Here is a 25,286-nt window from a genome sequence, read left to right on the forward strand (position 1 = left end):
AAAGGAAAGAGAAAATGTTACGTTCACTATTTACCGGCATCTCGGGCTTGAGTGTCCACCAGACCATGCTCGATGTCACTTCCAACAACATCGCTAACGTCAATACCACCGGGTTTAAGAGCGCGTCGACTCGTTTCGAGGACACGTTCAGCCAGCTGGTGCGTTCCGGGGCGGCGCCTCGACTAAACGAGCGCGGCGGGATGAACCCCGCCCAGGTCGGTTTGGGTGTGAAGCTCCAGTCCATCACCCAAAACTTCACCGGCGGCGCGGCCCAGATGACGGGCCGTAACCTGGACACCATGATTAATGGCGACGGGTTCTATGTCCTGCGCAAAACCAACGGTTCCAGCGTGTACACCCGTAACGGCTCCTTTGGTTTGGATGCCCAAGGTCAGGTCGTCGCGGCAGACGGCTCGTTCGTGCAGGGCTGGATGGGCGACAAGGACGGAACCATTAACGCTTCGGGTACTCCCGGCAATATCACCCTGCCGCTAACTCAGACGGTAGAGGGCAGACCGACTACCAAGGTCATTTATGGCGGTAACATTCCCGCTGACCAAATTTATATGGATCCGACCGGCTCCAAGACTTCGCCGGATAACGCGTTCCAGCGTTCCCAAATCGTGCATGCTTACGATGATAAGGGCAACCCGCACGATGTCTTGCTGACTTTCGCGCGTCGCGATTTTGCTAATCCCGGTTCGGAACCGGAGTGGGAGCTGCGTGCATACGACGCAAACGCGTACAAAGAACTGGATGAAACCCAGCGTGAATTAACCACCGATAAGAAGGGGGCGCGTATCAAGCTGGATGTGAAGGCAGACGGTTCGGTCAGCGTGGGCGGTTCAAAGGTGAAAACCGCAAATACCGATGGTGTTTTGACCTTTAAATTTAAGACTGACGGTACCTTGGACGAGGCCTCCCAGAAGGCTCTGAAGACCGTTAATTTCAAGCTGGATCAAATAAACGTGGACGAAACAACGACCCCGAAGTCAACAAAAATCTTGCAGCCGAATGTCACCAAGCAACCCATTAACCTGGATCTGTCGGCGATGACCGGCTTCGGCGGGGTTAATAACTTCGGTCAAAAGCAGGTCGATGGCAATATGGCGGGCTACATGACGGGTTACTCGGTCGAGGCTGACGGCACGATTCGTGGCACGTTCTCGAACGGCGACAACCGTCCATTGGCGCGTATCGCGGTGGCCAGCTTTGCCAACCCGCTGGGCTTGGAAAAGGCCGGCAGCTCTTACTTCATGGAATCCGGTAACTCCGGGCAGCCCCAGATTGGCGAAGCCGGCACCGGCCAGCGCGGCGCCATGACGGGCGGCGCCATCGAAATGTCGAACGTAGACCTGGCCGCCGAGTTCACGAACCTGATTCTGTCCCAGCGCGGCTTCCAGGCGAACAGCCGCGTTATCACCACCTCGGATGAAATCCTGCAGGAACTGGTGAACATGAAGCGCTAGGTTAGGGACAGACCAGGAGTGAGCCAGGAGTGAAAATTCCAGCATAATTCCCGGAAAAATCCCGAAAAACCTTTAGATTTCAGAAAAAACACCGAAGTTAAGGAAAACCGCGCAGAGGAGGAACCATGATTGCGTTGACACGCTTGGGCGGGTCGGACTTTGTCCTGAACCCTGACCTGATTGAGCGCGTCGAGTCCACGCCTGACACGATTATTGTCATGGTGGACGCAACTCGCTACGTGGTTTCCCAAACCGTGACCGAAGTCATCGAACTGATTCGTGAGGACCGCGCCCGCCTGCTGGCTCGCGTTGAGGAAATCATCCAAGACGATTCCCGGACTTCGACGCCTGCGGCGAGGCTTACCGTGGTGAACATTGAGAAAGATTCGGAGGACTAAGTATGGATCCCGCATCAATCGTTGGCATCGTTGGCGCGCTCTCGGCAGTAGTAGCCATGCTGTATATGGAGGGTGCCGAGATTACAAACATCCTGTTGCCCCCGCCTATGACCCTGGTCTTTGGGGGGACGCTTCTGGCGACTATGGCGTCGTTTACCATGAGAGACTTCCTCTATGCTTTTGGCCAGGTTCCGAAAGCATTCACAGCTAAGGTCCCCGATGCTACCGACGCGATTGACACGATCGTGTCGCTGTCTGAAAAAGCCCGCCGCGAAGGTCTGTTGGCTTTGGAAGACGCCGCGAAAGGCATTGAGGATTCGTTCATGCGTGAGGGTTTGATGGCTGCCATCGATGGCATGGATCCCGAAGATTTGCGCTCCATGCTGACAGATAGAATCGAGGCTCGCAAGCAGTCGGACAAGACCGCTTATGCCTGGTTCCACGTCGCTGGCGGTTACGCTCCAACTATTGGCGTTATCGGTACCGTGATTTCCCTGGTGCATGTGCTGACGCAGCTGTCCGAGCCTGAGACTTTGGGCCCGCTGATTGCTTCGGCTTTCGTGGCTACCCTGTGGGGTCTGCTCAGTGCGAACATGATTTGGCTGCCGATTTCCTCCCGTATGCAGAGAATCTCCAATCTGGAGTTGGCTCGAATGGAAATCGTCATGGAAGGGCTCATCAGTCTGCAGTCCGGGGCGAACCCGCGTCAGGTTGGCGAACGTCTGCGCTCGTTGATTCCGCCGAACCAACTAAAGGCCGAAAAAGCGGCCTAGCCCTGACCCGTCGTTAGGAAACGACTTTTCCGCAAACGCCGAGAGGAGGAACTTGTATGGCAAAGCGTAAGCATGAATGTCCGGAACCTGACAACACCGAGCGTTGGGCAGTATCCTATCTGGACATGATTACCGTCATGATGTGCCTGTTCCTGGTGCTGTACGCGATTTCTCAGGTTGATCAGGGCAAATTGGCCAAGCTGCGCACGTCCCTGGCGGCCGGTTTCAACGCCACCATTCAGATTGCCAATCCGCTCCAAACCGATGGGGGACTGGGAATTTTAGCCGGTTCCACCTCAGCGGTGCAGCTGGGCAGTCTGATGGGTAACCTGAACCAAAATCCTCAATCTCAGCCTGAACGTATGCAGGCCATGAGGGAAGCCAGTCACTTGAACGCCATCAAGAAACAGGTTGAAGAACAATTGAAAGCGGCTGGCAAGGAAGGCGCCCTGGCGATGCGAATCACCGACAAGGGTCTGGTGTTGGGCATGGTCGCCAACGACACCTACTTTAAGACTGGAGAGGCGACGATTCAGCCCACCGCTCGTGAGGTACTCAGTGCGGTGACCCCGGTTTTGGCATCCCTGCAAGAAAGCATTGCCATCGAAGGTTATGCCGATCCGCAACCAATCGCTAACGCGAGATTCCCCTCTAACTACCACCTGGCTTCAGCTCGTGCTATCGAGGTACTGATTGCGCTAAAGGACGGTGGAGTTCCGGGGGCGAAACTGCGAACGATTTCGTATGGAGCCGATCACCAGACTGAGGCTACGGACGGCCAGGATGCTTGGGCATTCAACAGGCGTGTGGATATTGTCATTATGTCAACCGCAAAAGATTCCGTCCGCGCCTTACTGCCTGATGCGGCGAAACAGCTCGCGGGTGGGACAAATGCCAACATCGCCCCGCCGCCCCCCAATATTGGCCCGTCCCTAGCGCCCCCGGAAGGCGCCGCGGGCAATGAGAACTAGGCATGGCGGGTTTCATCGAACTATGACATCGAATAAGCTAGATTTTCGGAGTCAAGCCGCCCCGAAAGCAAGACTTTACAGGTAACGTAGGAAAAAGATAATTACGAATCGTCCCGGTGCAGGTCAATTGCAAAGTCTCTGACGCGGTCCGATTCTAAACACAGACCGGAACCGGCCATGCTGGTCCGGACCTAAGGGAGGAAATATGCCAGTCGGTGTTGGAGCGAAACCAGCGGGAGGCACCGCCGCAAAACCGGTCCCGGCAGCCGCTAAACCGGCTATGCCCCCAACCGCGCCTCCGGCGGGAGCGGGATCGGGCAAGAAGGGCGGCGCGAAAAAGATTCTGCTCGTCGTCCTGATTGTAGTGATTCTGGCCGTATTAGCGGTGGGCGTGTTCTTGGCGCTGAAGCTGCTCGGTGTCATCGGGGGAGGAGACGGTGAAAAGGAATCCCCGAAACCCGTAGAGACCACTAAGGCTTTGGTGATGGGCAAGCAGTCGGTGTCGACTGGGGAGCCGCTGAGTATCAACCTCGATGATGGTTTCATGTCGTTTGCGGCCACAATCTACTTTGACGAAGAGATTAAGCCGGAGGGCGAGGGCAGCTCGGACATCGATCCGTCCCCCGCTCGCGACGCGGCTTTGCGGCTGTTCAAAGGCATGAAAAAAGAGGACTTGGACAAGGCTGGCGCGGTGCAGGAGTTGCAAAAGAAATATATCTCTGAGCTGAACAAGAGCCCGATTCCGCCTTATAACGGACACGTGGTGACTGTCCAATTCACCACTTTTGCCTACCAGTAAAGCTCAAACTTGCTGGCGGGGAACACCCGCGACTGAAGGCAAATTCTTTCTAACAACGCAGGAAAACCCCAAACTCTAACGGTTTACCTGGATAAAATGGAAAACGATGGCAAAGACAAGTACCGTTCAGACTGACGTAGATGCGAGAGTTTACGACTTTAGTAAACCGATGAAGCTCCCGCGTGAGTACGCACGCATTATGGAGATGGCTCTGGAAGCCTTTACCCGGCACTGGGTTAACCAGCTGGTAGGACGCCTGCATGTGGTGATTACCGGTGAAGTCGGGGATTTGTCCATGCGGTCTTATGACGATTACATTAAGACCCTGCCGATTCAGACTCTGATGGTGATTATCGATTTCCAAGGGGGGCGCAACAAGGGAGTTCTGCAATTCCCTCGCCAAACCGCTCTGGCTTGGGTCGATCACCTGCTGGGTGGAACCGGAGATGTGGAATCGACTCCTGACCGGGAACTGACCGAGGTCGAGGTTTCGGTCCTGATTGACTTCCTTAAGCGGGTGCTTTCCGATCTCGATATAGCTTTCCAGTCGATGTTGCCGCTGGGCAGCCAGTTCCGCACCATCGAGTATGCTCCTCAGTTTGTGCAGGTCGTGGACGGTTCCACTCCGGTGCTGTTTGCTCCGATTACTCTGACTGCCGGGGAACACCAGGACAATTGCTCCATCATGATGCCGGTGTCGATGATTACGGACGCAATCCATCAGGGCGATGTCCATGACACTCGTACTGAACAGCAAAAAGCGGAAGCCGCCGCGGTGCGTCAGCTGCTGGTGGATTCTATCGAAGACGTGCCGGTTGAGGTGGCGGTGCGTTTCACTCCCCGGAAGGTCAATCCGCGTGAACTCGATGGCCTGGCTATCGGCGATACCTTACCTCTAATCCACCCGACCTCTCGTCCTTTGGATATGGTGGTTGGAGATTTGATTTTGGCAGAAACGGCTGCAGGAACTTCCGGGTCGCGTTTAGCGGCGATGGTGGTTTCGGTTAACAAAGGAGAAAAGAAATGAGCGTGACCCCGATTCAGGTACTGGATGCTGCTCAGGCGGTCATACCACTACTACCCTCGACCACTGAGCTTAGCGCATCCTCATGGGAGCCCGGCGACCCGATGCCGGGTGCTGATTCTCCCGCGGTGGTCACGACTCTATCCGCCGAAGAATCTCTGCAGGTGTGTTTGGTCGCCTCCTCGATTATTGCGGAAGCTTTGGAGGGTGCAGAGGGGATGACCCAGACCCAGGCGTTGTTGCCGGCTTTGGAAGCGGCCACTTCCGCCCTGGGGACCGGGGTCATGGAGAACACCACCGAGGGAACCGTAGACGACCTGCTGGACAGTGAAGACTGGATTAAGGCCACCTTGGAGGCCGACGGCACGGTACAGGGCTGGTTAGCAGTGCGTCCCGCGCCGGTTCAGGAAACCACCACAGAGGACAAAGCCCAGGAGACTCCGGAAGGCCCGGTTACCCAGGCCACTGCCACTCCGGAGCAGCGCGCCGAATCGATGAAACTGCTTTATGACGTCGAGATGACCTTGACGGCCGAGATTGGGCGCACCAAGTTAGCGGTGCATGACGTGCTGGATTTGTCTCCCGGCTCCGTTATCGAGTTGGATCGTTCCGCCGGTTCAGCCGCTGACGTTATGGTGAATGGCCGCCTCATTGCTCGCGGTGAGATTGTCGTGGTTGACGAAGAATACGGGATTCGTATTACGGAGATCGTGTCTCTGGCCGATCAACAGAATCAGAGCCAGTCCTAGTGAATGGATCAGTCGAAAAGGGGTGAGCGGTGAGCTTACTGGGCGTCTTACAGACCGGTGTGGCGTGGACAACGCTCGGTTACGTTCACCTCAATAACTTTGCCGCGGCTCTAGGTGCTTCCGAAACCTCAGACCCGGCCAGTCCCAGCCCGACCGGCAACACGAAGCTGGTCGGCTCTGGTTCGGCCTCCCCTTCGACCACACCCGCAGAGAGCTCCCCTGCCTCCGATACTCTCACCCCGGACGTGCCGTTGACCGGTCAGCCCGCCGAGAACCCCATGATGATATTCCTGCGCTTCATCGTGGGAATCGTGGTGGTATTCCTGCTGATGTGGCTGCTGTGGCGTTGGTTCAAGCGCACCAACCTCGGTGATTACGAGGGTCCGGGCTTGCGTTTGGTGTCTCGGTTGCAGCTGTCTCGGGTTTCCCAAGTCGCCCTCATCGAGATTGGTGGGCGAATGTTCCTGGTGGGGGCGGGGGATTCCGCCGTCACTCCCATCGCCGAAATTTACGACACGGAGGAAATGTCCGCGGAACTGAGCGCTGCCGCCGAGGCTTTTCAGGAGCGGGCTAATCAGCCGGTGTCCCGGCCTTTTGGGGAGCTGTTGGCTCGTGCCACGAAACGTGCCGAGCGGGACTCGCGCCCCTCGCCGCAGTCGGCTAGCCCGAAGCCTACCGAGGCTCGTTCCGTCACGCCAAGCCGTACTGCTGTGCAGGCCAGGCCCGCAACGCCAGCCGTCCCCGCCGCGGCCAAGGCCAAGCCGAAATCGCAGGTCACTGAGGAACAGATGGATGCTCTAGCCTCACAGATTGCCGCCGAATTTGGGGCCAAGGGACCCCAGAAACCTGCTGCGGACGGTCAACTCGTCCCCGCGAAAACAGCGCCTACGAAACCCGCGGCGAGTGAGAAAAAGCCGGCAGACGAAACTTTTCCTGCCGCCGCGTCCCAGACTTCGGCGGTGAGTCCGCATGAGTGACATGTTGCTGACCCAACACGCCGCTTCGGTGGCGGAGTTTCAAGCCTTTACGCGGGAGCGCCAGGCGCGCCAAGCGCGGCGTCAAGCTGCCTTTCGTCAAGTCGTGCGTGACCAGTACCGCACCAGCGCTGCTCACTGGGAACGCCTGGGCGTCACGTTTACCTTGCCCCCTGATTTCAGCGCGGACACCATCGGTTCCGGGCGAACCGCTGTCGATGCCGCTAGCCTGGAGCGGGAAAAGCGCGAACGTGCCCGCGGCTCTCGCTTCGGATTCGGCCTGAAACATCGAGAGCTGAGCTCGGAACAGCGCGTGGCTCGTCTGCGCCTGCAGCTGGCTTGGTTCCTGGCTGTCATAGCGGTTTTTGCCATCAATTTTTCCATGCCCCACGCTTCGGCCGACCCTGCAATCGCCCCGGTCGCGTCAACCGTGAGCCAGTCGGCAGTCCCCGCGCTCAGTCAACCAGGGCAACCCGCCCTTGTGAGTTCAGCAAACGTAATCCAACCTGGGCAACCCGACCCGTTAACGGATCCGGGGCAAATCATCGGCCCCAATGACCCGAACGCGCCGGTCAATCCGGAAAAACCCGGCATTCAACTGAACATCAACGGCTGGGATAAAGCGCCCTCCACCGCCGTCCTGGTGTTCCTGCTGATTACCGTGCTTTCGGTGGCGCCGTCACTGCTGTTGATGATGACGTCCTTCACCAAGATTTTCATCGTCTTGGCGATGGCGCGCAATGCGATGGGACTGAACCAGATTCCTCCGACCCAGGTCATCTCCGGCTTGGCGATATTCCTGTCCCTGTTCATCATGAGCCCCACCATCACGTCTATCTGGCAAGACGCCGTGCAGCCCTATATGGACGGCAAGATTCAAGTGCAGGATATGCTGAAACTCTCGGAAAAGCCGGTGCGCGAATTCATGGGACCGCTGACCCGCGAGGAGGACATCGCCCTGATGACCCGCGCCGCGGACCGCCCTAATCCGCCCAGCCTGGAGGAAACCCCCTTTACCACCCTGGTGCCAGCGTTCATGATTTCCGAAGTTCGTTCCGCCTTCATCATCGGGTTCGTGGTGTTCATCCCCTTCCTGGTCATTGACCTGGTCGTGGGCGCTGCCCTGATGAGTATGGGTATGATGATGCTTCCTCCGGTGATGGTTTCTATGCCCTTCAAGGTTTTGCTGTTTGTCATGGTTGACGGTTGGGGCTTGTTGACCAAGACCTTGATTGGAACATACCGATGAACTCCTCCGCAGTTTTGGACCTCGCGTTGACCGCCATGTTGATGGGGGCCAAGCTGGCGGCACCCATTTTGATTACCTCCCTGGTCGTGGGCTTTCTGATTTCGTTGTTCCAGTCCATCACCCAAATCCAGGAAGTGACGCTGACTTTCGTCCCCAAGACCGTTGCGGTGGGGATTGCCCTGTATATTTCGGGCTACTGGATGCTGCAAACCCTGGTCACCACCACCGAGGACATGATGGCGCGGATTCCAGCCTTGCTGAATTCTTAAGGCGAGGTGGGGCTATGACCATCAATCTCGCTCTCTTTACCGCTTTTGCCCTGGCCACCGTGCGCGCTACCGTTTTCCTGGCGCTGTGTCCGCCCTTCAATAGCCGCGCCATTTCCGGCCGGGTTAAGGCGCTGCTGGGAGCTGCTTTGGGGTTCGCCTGCATGAGCCGGGTCGGGCCGATAGAGCAATCGGACGTATTCCTCTTTGAGCTGCTGATTCAAGCCCTCATTGGATTTTCTATGGCGGTGATGGTGCGCATTATCATTGCGGCGCTCCAGATGGCCGGTTCGCTCATCGACTTTGAAGGCGGCTTTGCGATGGCTCAGGCTTTCGACCCGCTGACCATGACGAACCAGGCGACTTTCGGGCGGGTCTACGAACTGACGGCCATGGCCATGCTTTTCGCTACCAACGGCTACCAGCTACTGATAATGGGACTGGCGCGCTCTTTTAACGCCATGCCGGTCGGTGCGGTCTTTGACATGGCCAACTACGCCGACCGCCTGGTTTTTCGTTTCGGCGAGCTGATGGTGGCCTCCATAGAGATTGCCGGGCCGCTGTTGCTGGTGCTGTTCCTCACCGACATGGGTCTGGGTCTGTTGACCAAAGTAGCGCCGGCCATGAACGCCTTTACCTTGGGCTTCCCGCTAAAGATTATGATGACCGCGTTCACCGCCCCCCTGATTATGGTGGTCATTCCCCAGGTCGTTGAGAAACTGATGGACAAGGTCATGGTGAGTTTCCAGGGGGTGTTCATGTGAGCGATTCCGGCGAAAAGACTGAAAAGGCCACCCCGCGGCATCTGAAAAAAGTTCGTGAGGAAGGTGGCCTGCAAAAGTCCCAGGATCTGACCGGGTGGATTTCCTTGGCCGCCGGGGCAGCCTTGCTTCCGTTCATGATGGACACCGCGTTCCAAAAGGCTCGCCATCAGACCTTGACGGCGGTCACCCTGAAAAAAGTTCCCGCAAAGCAGGAAATCGTGGGTTTCCTGGCCTCCTCGCTGAGCACGATTGTGTGGACCCTGTTACCGTTCATGCTGGCCATTTTGCTGGTCGCCGTGATGGTGAACATTATCCAAGGTAAAGGCGTGTTTCCTTCCGCCAAACACTTGAAGCCCAAACTGCAAAACCTGAACGTGGTCAAGGGCGTGAAGAAAGTCGTCGGCATCCAACCCCTGTGGAACGGTTTGAAGGCCCTGCTTAAGACCATCGCCGTGGGCATCGTGTTGTACGTGGTCATTTCCGGGGTCGCCGAGATTATGGGGGCGGCCGGACATGTCTCGTTGTGGAATTTGATTGCCTATGGTCAGGGCAAGATGTGGCTGCTCATCTGGGCTTCGGTTATCGCCGGCATTGCGGTCTCCGTGCTGGACGCTTTGTTTATCTTTAAAAAGAACCAGAAACAGACCAAGATGTCCAAGCAGGAAATCAAAGAAGAATATAAGCAGGACGAAGGCGACCCGTTAATCAAATCCCAGCGCCGCTCTCGTGCCATCGCCATGAGCCGCAACCGGATGATTGCCGACGCCGCGAACGCTGACGTAGTGGTGGTAAACCCGACTCACTACGCTGTTGCCCTCAAGTACGAAGCGGGTCAGGGCGCCCCGAAAGTCCTGGCGAAAGGGGTGGACCATATTGCTTCGCGGATTCGTGAAGTCGCCCAGGATTCAAAGATTCCCCAGGTAGAGGACGTTTCGCTGGCGCGGACTTTGTATTCCACGGTCGAGGTTGGGGCGGCGATTCCCGAAGAGCTGTACACCGCGGTCGCCCAGGTTCTGGCGTTCGTGTTGATTTTGAAAAAACGCGGGACTCGCGGCGGGGTTCACAAGATGCCCTCTTACCTCTTTGGAAAAGAATCCTGACGGTCCAGTTTTTCCCCTTAAAAGTTGGAAAAACTAATGTAAACGACCCTTTTGCCGATAGGGCAACGGTAAGATAAGTGAGGAATGGAGTCCATGGCCGTGAGGAGACCGGCACGTGAAGGGCAAATTTGATGCCGCATTGATACCGAAGCTGATAGTCCCCATGGGGGTTGTCGGCATCGTTATGTTGCTTGTTTTCCCGCTGCAGCCGTGGATGATGGACGTCCTGCTCACCATGTCCATCATGCTGTCCATGATTTCCTTGCTCACGACCATGTTCGTTTCCAAGCCGTTAAACTTTTCGGTGTTCCCGACCCTGGTTTTGGTGCTGACACTGTTCCGGCTGAGTTTGAATATCGCTTCGACCCGGTTGATTTTGACGCCCGGCTCCGGGGGTGGTTCCGCGAAAGCCGGCAAAGTCATCGAAGCATTCGGGACTTTCGTGGTGGGCGGCAACTTTGTGGTCGGCATGGTGGTCTTCGTCATCCTGGTCATCATCAACTTTGTCGTCATTACCAACGGCGCGGGACGTGTGGCAGAAGTTGGGGCGCGTTTCACCTTGGATGCTATGCCCGGTAAACAGATGGCAATCGACGCCGACCTGAACTCCGGTCTCATCGATGAAGAAACCGCTCGCGCCCGGCGTGCCGAGATTGCTTCCGAAGCCGACTTTTACGGCGCTATGGACGGTGGTTCCAAGTTCGTTAAAGGCGATGCTATCGCTGGTATCGTCATCACCATCGTCAACCTCATCGCCGGTTTCATCATCGGTATGGCCGTGGAGGGCATGCCGGTTGGTGACTCCATCGCGACGTATTCCCAGCTGACGGTCGGTGATGGTCTGGTTTCTCAGATTCCGTCCCTGCTGATGAGCTTGGCTACCGGCGTTATCGTCACCCGTTCCAAGGATTCTCCCGAGGGCGGTATCGGCGGGGACTTTTCTCGCCAGCTGACCCAGTCCTTTGCCGCGCTGTTTATCGCGGGAATGGCCTGCGTCTTTATGGGGATTATTCCGGCCATGCCGAAGGCTCCGTTCTTTGTCATCGGCGCCATGCTGCTGTATGCCGGATGGCGCTCCATGGCGAAACTCAAGCAAGTCGAGGCTGAGGAAGACGTCGTAATCGAGGAGGACGACTCCAAGCCCGCGGGTGAAACCCCCGAACAACTCATCGAACAGATGCGGGTCCCGGCCCTCGAAATCCTCCTCGCTCCCGACCTCATCGACCTGGTGGGAGCGAACACTGACACCGACCTGCTGGCGCGAGTGCGCGGCTTGCGCCGCAAAGTGGCTCTCGAATCGGGCTTCGTCCTGCCGCCAGTGCGCACCCGCGATTCTGTAGACCTGCCCGTGTCCACCTACGTCATCCGCATGTCCGGCGTGGAAGTCGGCCGCGGTATCGCCCCGCCCGGCAAGGTTCTGGCCTTGGGCGATATCCTGGACGACCTGCCTGGTGAAATCACCAACGAACCCGTATTCGGCTTGACCGGCAAATGGATTCCCGTGGAGCTGCGCTACAACGCCGAGCTGGGTGGAGCGACCGTAGTGGACCGTGTTTCTGTGCTGATTACCCACCTGGGGGCGCTGGTCAGCGAGAACGCAGCGCGGCTCCTGTCTCGTGAAGACGTGCGAATCCTGGTCGACGGGGTGCGCCAGACGAACCCGAGCGCCGTGGAGGAACTCATCCCCGCGATGCTGTCCTTGGGCGAGGTCCAAGTCGTGCTGCAAGGCCTGCTGGAAGAACAGGTCCCCATCCTGGACCTGCCCCGGATTTTTGAGGCGTTGTCCGTGAAAGGTAAGCAGACCACCGAACCTGAGCAGCTCATCGAGGCGGCTCGAGCGGAGCTAGGGCCCTCGATTGTGGCAAAGTACGTGATGGACGGGGTACTGCGGGTCATTACCTTGGATCCGATTTTTGAACAGTCCCTGTTGGAGAGCGTGCGTCCCGGCGACGATGGCTCCCAACTGGCTCTGGACCCGGATCGGATGGAGACTTTCCTGAACCAGACTCGCGAAGTGACCGAGCAGGCGGAGCAGACCGGATTTTCTGTTGTTTTAGTTTGTGCGCCTGTCTTACGCCCAGCGCTGCGAAAACTTGTTAACCTTGGTATAGCGCGTTTGCCGGTGCTGTCGTACACCGAAGTATCGGGCGCGAAAGTAATGATCGAGACGATGGGAACGATAAGTGGCAGCCACGCGATATCTGGTTGAAGGCGATCGCCTTGACGTCCTCATCGGCCAAGTAAAACGGATGGGCCGACGGGTCACCGTGCTCAAAGCCGAAAAAGTCCGCAAGGGCGGCCTGGCCGGGATGTTCGCCAAGGAACACTATGAAGTCCTGGTGGAAGTCGAGGGGGTCGGCGAACCGCCCCAGAGCTTCCGCAACGCCATCGGGACTGCGGCTGCCGCTACGGCGAGCGCCAAACCCAAGCCCACCCACAAGACTCTTTCGGAACATGCTGAAGAAGCCGGCTTAGGAAAGAAAAAGCAGGCCCCCACGGATACTGGTGAATCCGCTGATTCTGCCGCGAATACGACCGGCAAAGGCAAGGTGCGAGACGATGGCGGCACCGCTTCCCCCACCAAGAAAGACCCCGATCTGGAACACCTGCTTGACGAAGCGCGTTCCCAGCTCAGCTCCAATACCGAAGCCGCTCAAGCCCAGCTCGAAGCCCAGATGGCTCAGATGGGAATCGGGGATGCCGCTTCCCTCATCAACGATACTCAGCCTGAACCGAGTGCCGCTCCCAAGGCTAGTGAAACCGCTGGTTTAGCCGGCTCGATGGGGACCATGGCGCGGCCTGCCGGCGGGGCTTTTGATGCGCGCCTGCAAGGGGCGGCAGCGCCGGGTGCGAGTGCTGGGCGTATCGTTACCTCTGCTCCGCGCGTTGCTTCCGACCCGAAATTGCCGGCCGCGGCTCTGAGCGAATTGGGATTCCCGGCGGAGTTGTTTGCCGGGGTGCCGGGAGGCGAAAACCTGGCTGAGTCCGTTGCCAACGGCACCGTGGACACCAGTGAGATGGCGCTGGATGATGTGCTGGGGGCTTTGCCCGAGCCGGTGCCCCTGCTGGAAAAGCCCGGTTCCACGATTGTGGTGGTCGGTTCCTCACCGATATCCCTGTCGATTGTGGAAACCGCGCAGCGTTTGGCGGGTCGGCTGGGCGAGGACGCCTATTGCGTGCTGGGCGGGCCGAAGACCACCCTTCCCGGCGAGGCTTTGCGGGCTCGTTCCGGGGAAGAATTGAAGTCCCTGATGGAGGCCCATCCGGGGCAAACCTGCGTGCTAGCTTTGGCGGATTCGCTCATTGAAGCCCATCGGCGCACCATGGCGAAACTCATCTCGGTTATCTATGTCGATCAAACTTGGGCGGTAGTCGACGCGCGTAGTCCCGCGGACAAAATCGAGAGCTGGATTCGCGGCCTGCCGGACGCGATACGTCCCGATGCTCTGGCGGTTCAGCGCATTTGGGAATCCGACCATCCCGGCGCCCTGTTCGAAGTGGGCATTCCCATTGGCATGCTGGATGGGGTTCCCGCGCGCGGCGAGGCCTGGAAGATGCTGCTGGAAGACATTTTTGCCGGCGCTCACTGATTTTTCCCTGAAGGCCGGGTTGCGCTGTCTCAATTTGGCATCGCTGCCGATGATTCCCTCCCGCAAGCCTGCCTGAATTCCTGTGTATATACCCCGGATTCAGCGCTATTCAGGCGTAAAACCTTCCGGGGTTTCGGCGTGCGCGGGGATTATAAGGGGAGAATAGCCGGGTAGCTGCCAATAATGGCAGCTACCCGGCTATTCTCCACCTTTAGGCACAACCCAGCGAGCAGCCTCCGATTCTCCCGACAATTTAACCCCGGATTCAGCGCTGTTTGGGTGTGAAACCTCCCTTGGTATCTGGGCTAGTTGCACGAATGACCGATTTCAACACCGAATCTGGGCCATCACCGACTCCCGTTTCTCTAGACCTGCAGGTTGTGGCGATTTTGGTTTCAGGCGGTTGCGCCTGGACCTAGTGAAATCGGTCGTTAGTGCCAGACAGGCCCGACATATGGTTCATGGCGAGGAATGACGGTGGTTTTTCGCGGATTGTGTGCAAAATCGTGAGTTTGCGGGGTTATCTCATGTAGAGTAGTCCCGTGTTGGTTTTATCTAGGCGCATAGGCGAAAAGATTGTCATTGGTGACGGCATCGTGGTTACCGTTGTGGAAGTTCACCGCGATTCGGTGCGTTTGGGTGTGGATGCCCCGCGTTCCGTTCCGGTCAACCGGGCCGAGCTGCTGCAGGCAGTTTCTGAAGAAAACCAGGCCGCCATGTCGGGCGTCGAGGCCGCCGCAGCCCTGCAGTCCCTGCACTCTATCAAGCCCAAATCCGGACAGCCTTTGGACCTGCGCCGGTTGATGAAGGGGTCGATAGCTCTGCCGGGCGCTACTGCCCAACCTCAGACACCCAAGCCCTCCCCAAATTCACCAGCATCGCCGACAAATCTCGCTGCTAAACCGATTCCGAAACCGCACCCCCCACAGACGAATTAATCGCCGCAAGCCCGCCGCCTGAGCTGGATAAAATCCCATAAACCTGAGCAAACCGTCCAAATGCGCTCCTGAAATCAAGAAATATCGCTGAAAATTCACTGAATTCGCTAACAAACTCATTTAAATGTACGAAACTGGTGCGTAGACGGTGCCGCAGGCACCACTTATTTGGGAGGTCGCTTTATGGGCGAAATGGATGAAATTGTCCGCGAATTCCTGGTCGAGTCCTATGAGAACCTCGATCAACTTGAGCAAGACATGGTGTCTTTGGAATCCGAACCGGGTTCAAAAGAACTCCTGTCCTCGATTTTCCGGACTATTCACACAATTAAAGGCACGTCAGGATTCCTGGCGTTCAACCGGCTCGAGAAGTTGGCACACCGTGGTGAAAACTTGCTTTCCGAGCTGCGTGATGGCGTACGTGAGATGGACCAAGACACCGCTGACGTACTGCTGTTGATGGTAGACCGAATCCGCAACATTATGGGTTCAGTGGAAGATACCGGTCAAGAAGGCGATGTGGACATCGAATCCGTCATCGCTCAGATTGAAGCTATTCAAGGCAAGACGTCGAGTGCGCCAGTGCCCGCTGCTGACAGCATGTCTGGTGAACCGGCTCCGGCCGCCGCTGAGGAAGCTCCGGCCGAGATTCCGTTCTTGACCAATGTGGCCGATGAGAACGGTAACGTGAACCTGGGTGAGGACCTGGCGGCCCCGCCAGCCGCCGCCGAGGAAGCTCCGGCCGAGATTCCGTTCTTGACCAATGTGGCTGATGAGAACGGCAATGTGAACTTGGGTGAGGACGCTGCCCCGGCTGCCCCGGCCGCGAAACCGGCTCCGGCGGCGAAACCGGCGCCGGCCGCCCCGGCAAACTCCGCCCCACAGTCGAAACCGGCGGCATCCAAGAAGGACGAAGCCAAGCCGGCGGAACACGGTTCCTCGCGTTCTGCCGCGGATTCTTCCATCCGCGTGGATGTCGACCTGCTGGACGTGTTGATGCGCGAAGTCTCCGAGTTGGTGTTGGTGCGTAACCAGATTGTGCGCCTGACCGACTCGATGACCGACATGAACCTGGTGCAGTCGTCTCAGCGCTTGTCCATCGTCGCCACCGAGCTGCAAGAGGGCATTATGAAGACCCGCATGCAGCCCATCGAACACCTGTGGTCCAAGATGCCGCGCGTGGTACGTGACCTGGCGAAACAGACTGATAAGAACGTGCAGCTGGTCATGATTGGCGGCGACACCGAACTCGATCGTTCCTTGCTGGAAGCCATCAAGGATCCGCTGACGCACATGGTGCGTAACGCGGTTGACCACGGGGTGGAACTACCCGAGGTCCGCCAGGCTGCCGGGAAAGACCCGAAAGGCACGGTGACCTTGAAGGCTTACCACGCCGGTGGTCAGGTCGTGGTTGACATTATTGACGACGGCGCGGGTATCGATCCGGTCGTGGTGGCGAACAAGGCTCTGGATAAAGGCCTGGTCACCCAGCAGCAGCTCGGCGAGATGAGCGACAAGGAAATCTTTAACCTGCTGTTCCTGCCGGGATTCTCGACCGCAAAGAAAGTCTCGAACATTTCCGGCCGCGGGGTCGGCACCGACGTGGTCAAGACATCTGTTGAGGCCATCGGCGGTACGGTTGACGTCGAGTCTGAACTCGGCAAGGGCTCGACTTGGCGGATGCGGATTCCGCTGACCTTGGCGATTCAGCCGTCCTTGACGGTCGAGTCCCACGGCGAGCTCTACGCCATTCCGCAGGTGTCCCTGCTCGAGTTGGTCGTTTTGGATTCGTCTCGCAAGGAAACTTCGATGGAGTACGTGAACGCCTCGCCGGTTTACCGCCTGCGTGGCATGTTGCTGCCGCTGATTCGCTTGAGCCACGTGCTGCATCCCGAGGAATCCAACGACCGTGGCTCCGAAGCCAACGGCGTCATTGCTGTGTTGCAAAACGACGACCAGCGTTTCGGCCTGGTGGTCGACAAGGTCATCAACAACGAAGAAATCGTGGTCAAGCCACTGTCCTCCAAGCTCAAGTCCATCGGCCTGTACGCGGGTGCGACCCTGCTGGGCGATGGCCGCGTGGCGCTGATTCTGGATATCGGTGCGGTGGCGCGCAAGTCCCTGACCGGCGCGACGAACCAGGCTGCCCAGAAGGCTCAGATGGATGCGGAAGCCGCACAGGCTCGCAGCTCCGAGATGACCGGTCAAGCGCTGGTGGTCGGTATTGGCGACGGGCGCCGCGTGGCGATTCCGCTGGCTGCCGTTACTCGCTTGGAGCACATCAGTGTCGAGGCGGTGGAACGCGTGGGTGGCCGCGAAGTCATCCAATACCGGGGTCAGATTCTGCCTATCGTCCGTTTGGATCGTTTGCTCGGGGTCATGGACTACGAGGAGCCCAAGGATTTGCAGGTCGTGGTGTATCGCCGCGGCGATCGTTCCGTGGCGATGGTGGTCCGCGAGATTCTGGACATCGTGGCCGACGACAAGCGCAAGCACTCCAACATCGAAGACCACGGCTTGTTGGGCTCTGCGGTGCTGAAGGACCGGGTTACCGAGCTGCTGGACGTCGAACAAGCCGTCCGTGCCGCCGACCCGACTTTCTTCGACGAAATCGAAGACTTCAACGCGGAACTCGAGATGAACTCTCGCCTGGACATGGTCGGGGCGTGATGAGCGATGACGCAGTACGTAACTTTCCGTTTGGACGGAGCCCTTTACGGCATTGAAGTCAATCAGGTCACCGAGATTCTGCACGGTGAGGACATCACGAACGTGCCGCTGTCCCCGACCGCCATTACCGGCCTGGTGAACCTGCGCGGACAAATCGCGACCCTGATTGACCTGCGTAACCAACTGCACCTGCCGCCTCGGGAGAATCTCCGTGAAGCCATGATGGTCGTGGTGGTTCTGGACGGTGAGACCCTGTCGCTGATGGTGGATTCGATTGGTGATGTTCGCGAGGTTGACGAGTCTGATTTCGAGGCTCCGCCGGACACGCTGGGACAGGACATGCGCGAACTCATCTTGGGTGCGTACAAGTTGAGCGATGACCTGCTGTTGGTTCTCGACGTGGAGCGCGTCGTCGCTATCGGCGCGGAAGCCCGCGGAGCGTGAGGTCCTGCCGTGGCTTAGGAATTGCACAGTCGGAGGGGGTCACTGCGGTGGCTCCCTCCGATTTGTCTGCACAAGGGTGGGGCGCAACAGTGTTTTTTGGGGTGCGGCTTATCGGGTAAAATGTACGTAAAGCGGCACGCGGTCTGACATTTGTCACCCCGCAAAAACCGCCGTCCGTTGTCGGGCGAAGAACTGTAAAACCAGTTAGCCTTTAAAGGTATAACTCGCAGCTGAGGGAGAGAAGATGTCAGGCATTAAAGTCCTCGTCGTGGACGATTCCGTTGTGGTGCGTAAAATCGTGACAGATGCGCTTAACGCCGACCCTAACCTGGAGGTTGTGGGTACTGCCCCGAACGGCAAACTGGCGCTGATGAAGTGGAAACAGCTGAAGCCTGATGCCATCACTATGGACATCGAAATGCCCGAAATGAACGGCATCGAAGCCGTGCGGGAGCTGCGTAAGCTGGGTTGCAAAGACCCCATCATCATGTTCTCCACCTTGACCCAGCGCGGCGCGACCGCGACTTTGGAGGCCCTATCTGCCGGCGCCACTGACTACGTGACGAAACCTGCGAACCAGGGTTCCGTCCAGCAATCCATCCAAAGTGTACGGGAACAGTTGGTTCCCATCATTCTGGGCTTGTTGCCCAGCAAAGTTCGGGCGATGGGGGCGGCGTCCTCCAGCTTGTCCCCCGAGGCGCGCGCCAATATTTCGTCCGTACCGTCCATGTTTGCCGGTCCGCTCAAACTGCACGATCGCGCCGGCATGCCAGACAAGCCGATTCGTATCGTCATTCTCGGCTCCTCCACCGGCGGTCCTGAGGCTTTGACCAAGGTCATTTCCGGGCTGAGCCATCCCATGCCGGTGCCCATGGTCATCACTCAGCACATGCCCCCCGTGTTCACCACCCAGTTGGCGGCCCGTTTGGACAAACTGACTTCCGCAATCGTGCAGGAGGCTTCGGAAGGCATGATGCTGGCTCCGGGTCATATTTATCTGGCACCGGGCAACTTCCATATGACTTTTGCGGGCAACGCTGGGGCTCCGCGGGTGAAGTTGACCCAGACCCAGCCGGTGAACTTTTGCCGCCCTTCCGTGGACGTCATGTTTGAATCCGCAGTGAATCTCTATGGTGGAGACATGTTGGCGGTGGTGCTGACCGGCATGGGCCAGGACGGCAAGAACGGTTGCGGCAAGGTTCTGGAGGCCGGGGGCCGTACCCTGGTCCAGGATGAAAAGACCTCCGTGGTGTGGGGGATGCCGGGGGCGGTAGCCAACGCCGGCTTTGCAGACGAAATTTGCCCGCTTGATGAAATCTCGACCCAGATTCAGCGTCACGTCCAGACTTATACCCCGGAGGCTCGACGATGAGTCTGACCCGCCAAACATTTGATTATGTGGCGGGATTGGTCAAGCAACGCAGTGCTATCCAACTTCCCGCCGGAAAGGAATACCTGGTTGAATCCAGGCTCATTCCTTTGGCTCGGGAAGCCGGTTTCACCGGGCCTGCCGCAGTGGATAAGTGGATTCAACAGGTTATCGCGACTCGCCGGGCTGGTGACCTGCAAGACATTGCCGAGGCACTGACCACCAACGAAACTTCATTTTTCCGTGACGTCACCCCGTTTAAGGGGTTGACAGAATCCGTAGTTCCCAGCCTGATTGAGGCCGGTCACCGCAACCTCTCGATTTGGTCCGCGGCTTGTTCCACCGGTCAGGAACCCTATTCCATTGCGATGAGCTTGTTAGAGATGGACCAGGCTCCGAATTTTTCCATCGCTGCTACTGACATTTCTCGGACAGTGTTAGCCAAGGCCAGGCAGGGTTTCTATACCCAGCTGGAAGTGAACCGTGGTTTGCCGGCGCCTATGTTGGTGCGGTATTTCCAGCGCGAAGGCGCCAACTGGGTTATTAGCCCGTCGCTGCGATCTCGGGTTAACTTCCTGGAACACAATCTTTTGTCGACCCCGCCTAAAGGCGGTCCTTTCCATATCGTGTTTATTCGCAATGTGTTGATTTATTTCGACATCAATGCGAAGCGAGAAGTCTTGCGTCGTGTGGCGCATTCTATGGTGCCTGGCGGGTATCTGTTCCTGGGTGCGGCAGAAACCACGATGGGGATGGATCCCGTTTGGGAGCGCATGACGTTGACACAAGGTGCGGTATACAAATTGAAAGGGGGCGGGAAATGAGAGCATTAGTCGTTGACGATTCCCGTGCTATGCGCAAAATTATCGGCGGTATCCTGCGCCGTGAAGGCTTTGAAATCCTGGAAGCCGCAGATGGCGAACAGGCTATGGAAGTCTTGCACGACCCCGCCACGGGACGCGTCGACTTGGCGACAATCGACTGGAATATGCCGGTGATGAACGGGTTGGATTTGGTGGTGAATATCCGCGCGGAAAAGGAACTGCGCAATATCACCCTGATGATGGTAACCACCGAGTCGGAGCACTCGCAGATTGTGCGTGCTTTGGCGGCGGGGGCGCACGAGTACCTCATCAAACCTTTTACTCCCGAAGCGGTCAACGAAAAGCTCATGCTGTTGGGCTTGGGAACTTGAGGAACTTGCCAAGCCCTGCGGAACAGCCGGTGAAACCGAGACCCGGAGTCTTTCGCCAGTAAGGAACACAAGGAGAAATAATGGATCAGGAAGTTCGGGAAGCGGTGCTGAACATCGCTAACGATGTCTTTTATGTTCTGATTGATAAACGTGAAGGTACTGTGAAGGAGTGGCATGACGAAATCGAGCCCTTCCAGAATCCGGTTTATGCCTGGGTGGATTCACAAGGGGATAAGCAGTTGCGCGTCATGCTAGAGATGGAAGATTCCACAGCAAAGGACCTGACTAGAGCCCTGTTCCTCCTGGTTGAAACCGATGAGGTCACCGAGGAAGATCAACAGGACGCTTTCGGGGAAATCGTCAATGTTATTGGTGGAAACATGAAATCTATTGTGGAAGATTCCGGAAACCTTATCATTCCACAGGTTAGAAAGGAAAAACCGATACAACCAGAATCGCCTTTTATTAACGTAAACCTCAACTGGAAAGGCAAATTCCTGGTAGTCTCAATAAGTGACCTTAATGCCACTCCGGATGCGGCATAAGGGCGAACACGGAGGTAGTCGATGCGTATTATTGTTGCAGACGATTCGCGAGTGATGCGACAGATTGTGGTGCGTACCCTGCGCCAAGCAGGATTTGATTGGGAAGTTATGGAAGCCGAGGATGGCGCCCAGGCTTTGCAGTTAGCGCTATCGGAATCACCTGATTTGGTGCTTTCTGACTGGAATATGCCAAATATGCTGGGTATTGAGATGCTACAGCAGCTGCGGGCGACCGGGTCAAAGATTCCGGTCGGGTTCGTGACTTCCGAGGGTTCCCCTCAGATGCGGGAAATCGCACAACAGGCGGGTGCGAACTTCCTGATTCAAAAACCTTTTGATGCCGCCACGTTCAAGTCGATTTTAGGAGCGTTCAACCGATGAGTGCCACCCCTTTGCCTACTGGAAAAGAAATCCGTGACCTGTACGAAATGCTGTTGGGGCGAACCGTTGAGCTTTCCCCGGACTATGAAATTTTGAAGCCTGATGAGGAATTCGGTTGCTGCGTGGCGTTCTTTAACGATGCTATGGACAATGTGTGTGCCGCCTGCATCATGGATCTGGATTTGTGTGCCTACGCCGGCGCCGCTCTGCAGCTGATTCCCGCTGCTGGGGCGCAAGACGAAATCAACAACGGCATCCTCTCTGACAGCTACATTGAGAATGTCTACGAGATTCTCAACATTTTCTCTGGTCTGTTGAACAAGGAAGGTGCCCCGCACGTCACCATCGGTTTGATGTATACCCCTGGCGAGGAACTGCCGGCTAACGAGTACAAGATGGTTACCTCCTACGTGGAGCGCCGCGATTCCATCCTCGACATCGAAGGCTACGGCAAGGGCCGCTTCGGCGTCATGTGCTTTAACTAGCGGCGTTGTCGCTGGGGTTTGCCCCGGGGTTAATCCTATTAATTTGCTTCGGTGTGCCATATATGGCACACCGAGCTGTTTAAATAGGTTTTATTCCGGGTGATCCGAGGATTTTCGGGGCTGTTTGTCTTTATGGCGCGGGGCGGTCGCTCGGGTGCGCTCGCGAGAGGCGGAAGGGGGAGGGCCCCCTCGCGTTTTGCGCGACTATTGTCGCAAAACGCTCACCCCCCAGCCTCTCGCTGAGTCGCCCCCAACGCTCCCCGCCCCGCCAGCCTAAATTCCGGTGTAAATAACCTGAATTCAGCGCTGTTCAGTCGTAAAACCTCCTGTGGTTTTTCGGAATAGTTGCACGAACGACCGATTTCAACCCAGAATCTGGGCCATCATCAACTCCCGGTTTCACAAACCTGCAGGTCAGCAAGATTCTAGCTGTGTAGAGCCGGCACTATGCAAAGTGAAATCGGTCATTCGTGCAAGACGGGCCGGTTTTACGCGAGGGCGGTGGTGGAGGGGGGACCTCGAAGGAGCATATGGGTACTTGCAATCTCTGCGAGATTGCGTCCCCTGGCATGACACGGGTGTTCGTAGTTTTTCTTAGCGGCTTTGCCGCTTAGAAAAAAAGAACGGGAGACCACCGCGACGCAGACTTTGGCAGCGCAAGCTCGCTTGCATTGCCAAAGTCCAGGAAGCGGTACGGAAAGCGCAGCTTTCCAAGTATTTCTGCGACTGAGAGGCATCCCCCCGAACACCGCCAGACCTCGCGGCCTTACTCGGCATCGCCAGAATCCGTGCAGGCCCCAGCCAAATCCCACGCACAGAGCAAGCCCGCGCACACTCACCACTACGTTACTCGGCAGTTCGTGATCGAAATCGGTGATTAAACACGGGTACGTGACCATATAGACCAGCAACCCCGATTTAATCACCAAATAGCAACACCCCCAGCCCGAACCCCACCAGCACTCGCGGGCATACGGGCGCCGCCCTTGCGGCAAAATCTGGGCCAGACGAGGCCAAGCACAGTGGTTTGAGGGCGCTGGCGCATGTGTGAAAGAATGAACGCATGGCTGATTTTGTAGCTCCAGATTATGTTCCCAGCGACGTTCTCGAGCACCCAGTGACTGAGATTCCAGACGTTCCCGGGTGGAAAAAGGCAGCGGCAGGCAAAGTCCGGGAAATCTTTATCCCCGAAGATGCCGCCGGAATATCCACCGCAGACCGCTTGATGTTGGTGGCGACCGACCGGATCTCGGCTTATGACTTTATCCTTGATACCCCGATTCCCGGTAAGGGCGCGGTGCTGACGCAACTGTCTCGCTGGTGGTTTAACCAGCTCAATGGCCTGGTTGATACGCACTACTTGGATGTTGACGTGCCGGCAGAGGTTGCAGGACGGGCGATGATAACCCGCCGCCTGGAAATGTATCCGGTCGAATGCGTGGCTCGCGGCTACCTGACAGGTTCGGGATTGGCGGAATATCAACAATCAGGCGCGGTTTGCGGCATTGCTCTGCCGCCGGGGCTGCGTGAGGCCTCGAAACTGTCCGAGCCGATTTTCACCCCCGCAATTAAAGCTGAACTGGGCGAACACGACGAAAACGTTTCCGCTGGCCGTATTGCCCAACTGCACGGCCGAGCGGTGGCCAAGAGCCTGACGGACCTGACCCTGCTGATTTACCGCAAAGCCGCCGAAATCGCGGCTGAACGCGGGATTATCCTGGCTGACACCAAGTTCGAATTCGGGGCGCTGCCCGGACATTACGTTCACGGCGATACCCTCAATGATGCCGCCGCGTCCTTCGTGCTGGGCGACGAAGTCATCACCCCGGATTCTTCCCGCTTCTGGCCCGCCGATGCCTGGGTGGAAGGCCAGGTCACCCCCAGTTTCGACAAGCAGTATGTGCGGGACTGGCTGACAGGACCCCAGTCCGGGTGGGACCGTCACGGTGATGCCAAGCCTCCGGCTCTGCCCCCCGAGGTGGTCCAGCGCACCAGCGAACGCTACTTGGAGGCTTACCGGATTCTGACCGGCGAGCCCCTCATCTAAAACTCTGAAATACTTTCCGGAACCCCGGAAAGTCGCCCCAATACCTATCCAAGGAAAAAAAGGAAGAAAAATGGGAAAAATCGTTGTTGAGGTTATGGTGAAACCAGAGATTCTCGACCCGCAGGGCAAAGCCATTAAAGGCTCGCTGTCGCGGCTGGGCATCGACAACTTTGTGGACGTGCGCCAGGGCAAACGCTTCACTTTGGACACCCCTGGCGACGTGACCGAAGCGGACCTTGAAGCGGCTCGCCAGGCCGCGCAAACCCTGCTGTCCAACCCGATTATCGAGGATGTTGTGGCTGTCAAAGCCGTCACGGAGGATCACGCATGAGTGCCAAAGTTGGGGTCGTGACGTTCCCGGGAACCCTCGATGACCAGGACGCCCGCCGGGCGGTGCGCTTGGCCGGTGCCACGCCGGTGCAGTTATGGCACCAGGACGCGGACTTGCACGGGGTTGATGCCGTAGTCTTGGCGGGCGGGTTTTCGTACGGGGACTATTTGCGGTGCGGCGCGATTGCGCGTTTCGCTCCGGTGATGGAGTCTATCGTCGAAGCTGCCGGTCGGGGTATGCCGGTGTTGGGGATTTGCAACGGGTTCCAGGTGCTGACCGAAGCGCACCTGCTGGATGGAGCCCTGATGCGTAACGAGCATAAAAAGTTCATCTGCCGCGACCAGGTGTTGCGAGTCGAAAACACTCACACGGCTTGGACCAGCGCTTTTAGCGCGGGCGAAGAAATCCTTATTCCGCTCAAGAACGGGGAGGGCAATTTCCGGGCTGACCCGCTCACCGTGGAGCGCCTCGAAGGCGAAGGCCAGGTCGTGTTCCGCTATGCCGGTCCGCTGGGCAATCCCAACGGTTCGCTCAATGACATTGCCGGGATTACGAACGCAAAAGGTAACGTGGTCGGCTTGATGCCGCACCCGGAGCACGCCGTGGAGTCGGGTTTCGGCCCTACCCCCGGCCAGCAAAATCGGACCGGAATTGACGGTCTCAAGTTCTTTACTTCCGCCATTAGCTCAGTGCTGGGCTAACCGAAAGTCCAAATCGAGGAGTCGCAGCAAAACGCACCGCCCACCCAATCAACT

At 57.5% G+C, this 25,286-nt stretch carries 26 protein-coding genes; all 26 read left to right on the forward strand.

The annotated features are described in order from the left end of the window. The first annotated feature begins 14 nt into the window (after positions 1–14). The 26 genes from Q0V70_RS04820 (at position 15) to purQ (ending at position 25,232) form a co-directional block, all read left to right on the forward strand. Positions 15–1,469 (forward strand): flagellar hook protein FlgE, encoded by a 1,455-nt coding sequence (locus Q0V70_RS04820; protein WP_297589028.1) that lies wholly within the window; start codon positions 15–17, stop codon positions 1,467–1,469. Positions 1,470–1,594: 125 nt separating this feature from the next. Further along, positions 1,595–1,867: a flagellar FlbD family protein gene (locus tag Q0V70_RS04825; RefSeq protein WP_297589031.1), complete on the forward strand. Its 273-nt coding sequence runs from the start codon at positions 1,595–1,597 to the stop codon at positions 1,865–1,867. Between the two features lie 2 nt (positions 1,868–1,869). Then, on the forward strand, positions 1,870–2,640 hold the full coding sequence (locus Q0V70_RS04830; RefSeq protein WP_297589034.1) for a motility protein A: 771 nt from the start codon (positions 1,870–1,872) through the stop codon (positions 2,638–2,640). A 56-nt stretch (positions 2,641–2,696) separates the two neighbouring features. After that, on the forward strand, positions 2,697–3,611 hold the full coding sequence (locus Q0V70_RS04835) for a flagellar motor protein MotB (protein ID WP_297589037.1): 915 nt from the start codon (positions 2,697–2,699) through the stop codon (positions 3,609–3,611). 205 nt (positions 3,612–3,816) lie between these two features. Next, positions 3,817–4,410: a flagellar basal body-associated FliL family protein gene (locus Q0V70_RS04840; RefSeq protein WP_297589041.1), complete on the forward strand. Its 594-nt coding sequence runs from the start codon at positions 3,817–3,819 to the stop codon at positions 4,408–4,410. A 106-nt stretch (positions 4,411–4,516) separates the two neighbouring features. Next, complete coding sequence (locus Q0V70_RS04845) at positions 4,517–5,437, forward strand: flagellar motor switch protein FliM (protein WP_297589043.1); 921 nt, start codon at positions 4,517–4,519, stop codon at positions 5,435–5,437. Next, on the forward strand, positions 5,434–6,183 hold the full coding sequence (gene fliN / locus Q0V70_RS04850; RefSeq protein WP_297589046.1) for a flagellar motor switch protein FliN: 750 nt from the start codon (positions 5,434–5,436) through the stop codon (positions 6,181–6,183). Before Q0V70_RS04845 ends, fliN begins: the two co-directional genes overlap by 4 nt. 29 nt (positions 6,184–6,212) lie before the next feature. Then, positions 6,213–7,160, forward strand: a complete 948-nt coding sequence (locus Q0V70_RS04855; protein ID WP_297589049.1) for a flagellar biosynthetic protein FliO — start codon at positions 6,213–6,215, stop codon at positions 7,158–7,160. Next, positions 7,153–8,406: a flagellar type III secretion system pore protein FliP gene (fliP, locus tag Q0V70_RS04860; RefSeq protein ID WP_297589052.1), complete on the forward strand. Its 1,254-nt coding sequence runs from the start codon at positions 7,153–7,155 to the stop codon at positions 8,404–8,406. Before Q0V70_RS04855 ends, fliP begins: the two co-directional genes overlap by 8 nt. Beyond that, positions 8,403–8,675: a flagellar biosynthetic protein FliQ gene (locus tag Q0V70_RS04865; RefSeq protein WP_282920902.1), complete on the forward strand. Its 273-nt coding sequence runs from the start codon at positions 8,403–8,405 to the stop codon at positions 8,673–8,675. The genes fliP and Q0V70_RS04865 overlap by 4 nt, the downstream gene beginning before the upstream one ends. Positions 8,676–8,689: 14 nt before the next feature. After that, complete coding sequence (locus tag Q0V70_RS04870) at positions 8,690–9,436, forward strand: flagellar biosynthetic protein FliR (protein ID WP_295027912.1); 747 nt, start codon at positions 8,690–8,692, stop codon at positions 9,434–9,436. Next, positions 9,433–10,536: a flagellar biosynthesis protein FlhB gene (locus tag Q0V70_RS04875; RefSeq protein ID WP_297589056.1), complete on the forward strand. Its 1,104-nt coding sequence runs from the start codon at positions 9,433–9,435 to the stop codon at positions 10,534–10,536. Before Q0V70_RS04870 ends, Q0V70_RS04875 begins: the two co-directional genes overlap by 4 nt. Before the next feature lie 115 nt (positions 10,537–10,651). After that, on the forward strand, positions 10,652–12,745 hold the full coding sequence (locus Q0V70_RS04880; RefSeq protein WP_297589059.1) for a flagellar biosynthesis protein FlhA: 2,094 nt from the start codon (positions 10,652–10,654) through the stop codon (positions 12,743–12,745). Next, a complete protein-coding gene (locus Q0V70_RS04885) occupies positions 12,720–14,126 on the forward strand; it encodes a hypothetical protein (protein ID WP_297589062.1) in 1,407 nt (468 codons plus the stop codon). Before Q0V70_RS04880 ends, Q0V70_RS04885 begins: the two co-directional genes overlap by 26 nt. Before the next feature lie 542 nt (positions 14,127–14,668). Continuing rightward, a complete protein-coding gene (gene csrA, locus Q0V70_RS04890; protein WP_297589065.1) occupies positions 14,669–15,064 on the forward strand; it encodes a carbon storage regulator CsrA in 396 nt (131 codons plus the stop codon). Positions 15,065–15,247: 183 nt separating this feature from the next. Beyond that, positions 15,248–17,734: a chemotaxis protein CheA gene (locus tag Q0V70_RS04895; protein ID WP_297589067.1), complete on the forward strand. Its 2,487-nt coding sequence runs from the start codon at positions 15,248–15,250 to the stop codon at positions 17,732–17,734. Between the two features lie 6 nt (positions 17,735–17,740). Further along, positions 17,741–18,178, forward strand: a complete 438-nt coding sequence (locus tag Q0V70_RS04900; RefSeq protein WP_297589070.1) for a chemotaxis protein CheW — start codon at positions 17,741–17,743, stop codon at positions 18,176–18,178. A 244-nt stretch (positions 18,179–18,422) separates the two neighbouring features. After that, complete coding sequence (locus Q0V70_RS04905) at positions 18,423–19,550, forward strand: chemotaxis response regulator protein-glutamate methylesterase (protein ID WP_297589073.1); 1,128 nt, start codon at positions 18,423–18,425, stop codon at positions 19,548–19,550. Continuing rightward, positions 19,547–20,371 carry a protein-glutamate O-methyltransferase CheR gene (locus tag Q0V70_RS04910; protein ID WP_297589076.1) on the forward strand — a complete coding sequence of 275 codons (825 nt, stop codon included), beginning with the start codon at positions 19,547–19,549 and terminating at the stop codon, positions 20,369–20,371. Before Q0V70_RS04905 ends, Q0V70_RS04910 begins: the two co-directional genes overlap by 4 nt. Further along, positions 20,368–20,742: a response regulator gene (locus Q0V70_RS04915; protein ID WP_297589080.1), complete on the forward strand. Its 375-nt coding sequence runs from the start codon at positions 20,368–20,370 to the stop codon at positions 20,740–20,742. Before Q0V70_RS04910 ends, Q0V70_RS04915 begins: the two co-directional genes overlap by 4 nt. Positions 20,743–20,822: 80 nt before the next feature. After that, positions 20,823–21,287, forward strand: coding sequence for a chemotaxis protein CheX (locus Q0V70_RS04920; RefSeq protein WP_297589082.1), 465 nt, complete (start codon positions 20,823–20,825; stop codon positions 21,285–21,287). Between the two features lie 21 nt (positions 21,288–21,308). Beyond that, positions 21,309–21,668, forward strand: a complete 360-nt coding sequence (locus Q0V70_RS04925) for a response regulator (RefSeq protein ID WP_004007547.1) — start codon at positions 21,309–21,311, stop codon at positions 21,666–21,668. Next, complete coding sequence (locus Q0V70_RS04930) at positions 21,665–22,153, forward strand: hypothetical protein (protein ID WP_297589084.1); 489 nt, start codon at positions 21,665–21,667, stop codon at positions 22,151–22,153. The genes Q0V70_RS04925 and Q0V70_RS04930 overlap by 4 nt, the downstream gene beginning before the upstream one ends. A gap of 1,063 nt (positions 22,154–23,216) precedes the next feature. Beyond that, positions 23,217–24,200 (forward strand): phosphoribosylaminoimidazolesuccinocarboxamide synthase, encoded by a 984-nt coding sequence (locus Q0V70_RS04935; RefSeq protein ID WP_297346959.1) that lies wholly within the window; start codon positions 23,217–23,219, stop codon positions 24,198–24,200. Positions 24,201–24,270: 70 nt separating this feature from the next. Then, positions 24,271–24,531, forward strand: coding sequence for a phosphoribosylformylglycinamidine synthase subunit PurS (gene purS, locus Q0V70_RS04940; RefSeq protein WP_297589086.1), 261 nt, complete (start codon positions 24,271–24,273; stop codon positions 24,529–24,531). Then, complete coding sequence (gene purQ / locus Q0V70_RS04945; RefSeq protein WP_297589090.1) at positions 24,528–25,232, forward strand: phosphoribosylformylglycinamidine synthase subunit PurQ; 705 nt, start codon at positions 24,528–24,530, stop codon at positions 25,230–25,232. Before purS ends, purQ begins: the two co-directional genes overlap by 4 nt. Positions 25,233–25,286 lie beyond the last annotated feature (54 nt).

It is taken from the genome of uncultured Mobiluncus sp. (assembly GCF_947087965.1).
Classification (GTDB): Bacteria; Actinomycetota; Actinomycetes; order Actinomycetales; family Actinomycetaceae; genus Mobiluncus.